The organism is Pseudomonas rossensis (assembly GCF_039888995.1).
GTDB classification, from domain to species: Bacteria; Pseudomonadota; Gammaproteobacteria; order Pseudomonadales; family Pseudomonadaceae; genus Aquipseudomonas; species Aquipseudomonas rossensis.
In genome coordinates this window covers 1-2,130 of sequence record NZ_JBBWCB010000279.1, presented here as the reverse complement: position 1 = coordinate 2,130, position 2,130 = coordinate 1, and the positions used below count along the sequence as shown (strand labels likewise).

Below are 2,130 nucleotides of genomic sequence, written 5' to 3'. Positions count from 1 at the left end.
GCTACTTAGAGTGCTTGCAACCCGTACGCTGGAACGCTTGGGTTCCACCACTCCAATCCGCCTCGACCTGTGCGTAATCGCCTCTACGCAGCGTCCGCTCGATGATCTGGTGGAATCGGGAGCGTTTCGTCGGGACCTGTTTTTTCGCATTAATGTCTTCACGTTGCAGTTGCGCACTTTGCGCGAGCACCGGGCGAGGATTGTTCCTTTGTTCAGCCTGTTCGTCGAAGCTTTTGCTCACGAAGTGGGACACAGCGCTCAAGCCATCAGCTCGGACTCGCGCCAAGTCCTGCTGACCCACGACTGGCCCGGCAACATTCGCGAATTGAAGTCGGCGGCCAAACGATTCGTGCTGGGATTTCCCTTGTTAGGCGCTGAGCCGATTAACGGACATGATCCTGCTACCGGCCTCAAGTCTCAGTTGCGAGTGATCGAAAAGGTATTGATTCAAGAATCACTCAAACGACACAAAAACAACATCGGGGCAGCCAGCCAAGAGCTTGATATCCCCCGGCGCACCCTCTACCACCGCATAAAGAATCTTGACGTTAAAGATGAATCTACGGATCGCTCCTGACTCACAATGCGATCCCTATCCTTTCCAGGTCGCGGTAGGGATGGCAGGTATCTGCCATCCTCCGCACATACATGCCGAAAACATCGCCACATGGCCTGTGGCCGTGAATTTGCTCGGGGCTTGCCTAACGCCCCGCACCCAAAAATCTGACAGTCCCGCCTGAATCGATGCCGGCAATCTGCAGTGCCAGGCTCAGACCGCACCCCTCCAGATGCTCATGCCGTCACAAATTTTATCCAACCATCATGAAACTAAAAGGCCGGCCGAAACCACTCCACATGCATTTCACCCCGGCTTTCAGTTCATGGTTGAATGCTTTTTTTCGGGACATCACGGTGTATTTGCGTGAGGGCAGTTTCAGTTCGGTACGCGAGCTGTAGACCTCGATTACCACGTTCCTGGCCTTGCGAAATGCGCACCCGACTCGGTATGTCTGGAACGCAAAATGCGAAGACATCTTCAATAAAATTCAGCGCGCCCGCGAGGCAATGGCCTCACAGGCTAATGGGTAGATTATTCGAGAACAGCACACTAGATGGCGCTCATGGTCAGACTCGGGTGGGAAACACGTAGGCAATATCATTAACGGCTGTCAACCCGGGACGAAGCGTAGTCCCCTCGCTGACGAGATAGCTGCGAACGTCTGTAAAGGCCGCCAGCAGACGCTCGATGTCTGCATCGGTATTGGCTGCAGTGACCGTGATGCGCAGGGTTTCATCGCCCTTGCGTACCATCGGATAAGGCGACAATGTGATTAAAATACCGTTATCCCAGAGGATTCGGGACGCCTGAATCAATAGATCGGTATCGCCGATCCATACGGACAAGATCGGGAACCCGGTATTGTTATCGATGTAGAAACCGAGATCTCGAAGGCCGGCGAGCGCATGACAGGTCAAACGATAAAGCGTGCGGCGCACCTGATCACCATGGAGCTCATTGAAGGCAAGCCCGGCCAGCACGGTTTGCAGCGATGCCGTGGCGCATGGGCCGGACAATTCGTAGGGTGTTGCATACGCCTTGAGAAACGATTTCATGCGCTTGCTGCAGGCGATGAATGCAGCGGGGGATGAGTACGCTTTCGACAGGCCGCCGACATACAGTACGTTCTCATAGTCCATCCCATAATGCTGGACCACGCCATTACCCTTTAATCCATAGGGCAACTCTGCCGTCGGGCTTTCACCAACGACGCCGAAGCCATGAGCATCATCGATATACAGCACAGCATCGTATTTCTGGGCGAGTGCAACCAGGCGGGGTATATCGGCATAGTTGCCGGTCATGCTGAAGGTGCCGTCCACCAGGATCAGCTTTTTCGGATTGTCCTTGTGCTCCTGCAGGCCGGCTTCCTATCCCTCATAGTTGGTATGCTCGAACGTTCTAAGCTGCGCGCCGCTGTCACAGGCGATCTTGGCAGCCTGGTACAAGGTCAAATGGGCCGTCTTATCGAGGAACATCACGCCGTCGCTCCCCACCAAGGCGGGAATGACGCCAATATGAATCAGCGTGACGGTGGGCAGGATCAGTGTGTCTTCGACATTCAACAAGGC

General features: G+C 54.6%; 3 protein-coding genes and 1 pseudogene. 2 read left to right on the top strand and 2 right to left on the bottom strand.

Translation table 11 applies throughout. The features are described from left to right. Both WLY71_RS30380 and WLY71_RS30375 read left to right on the top strand, forming a co-directional pair. On the top strand, window positions 1-577 hold a 577-nt coding region (locus WLY71_RS30380; protein WP_347806525.1), incomplete at its 5' end, for a sigma 54-interacting transcriptional regulator. A 266-nt stretch (window positions 578-843) separates the two neighbouring features. Further along, window positions 844-1,089, top strand: a pseudogene (locus WLY71_RS30375) (IS630 family transposase); the annotation flags it as partial. A 36-nt stretch (window positions 1,090-1,125) separates the two neighbouring features. Here the strand turns inward: WLY71_RS30375 and WLY71_RS30370 are convergent. Both WLY71_RS30370 and WLY71_RS30365 read right to left on the bottom strand, forming a co-directional pair. Then, the gene (locus WLY71_RS30370; RefSeq protein ID WP_347806526.1) at window positions 1,126-1,920 is read right to left on the bottom strand and encodes an aminotransferase class I/II-fold pyridoxal phosphate-dependent enzyme; all 795 of its coding nucleotides are present in this window, start codon (window positions 1,918-1,920) and stop codon (window positions 1,126-1,128) included. A gap of 9 nt (window positions 1,921-1,929) precedes the next feature. After that, on the bottom strand, window positions 1,930-2,130 hold a 201-nt coding region (locus tag WLY71_RS30365; RefSeq protein WP_347806524.1), incomplete at its 5' end, for a hypothetical protein.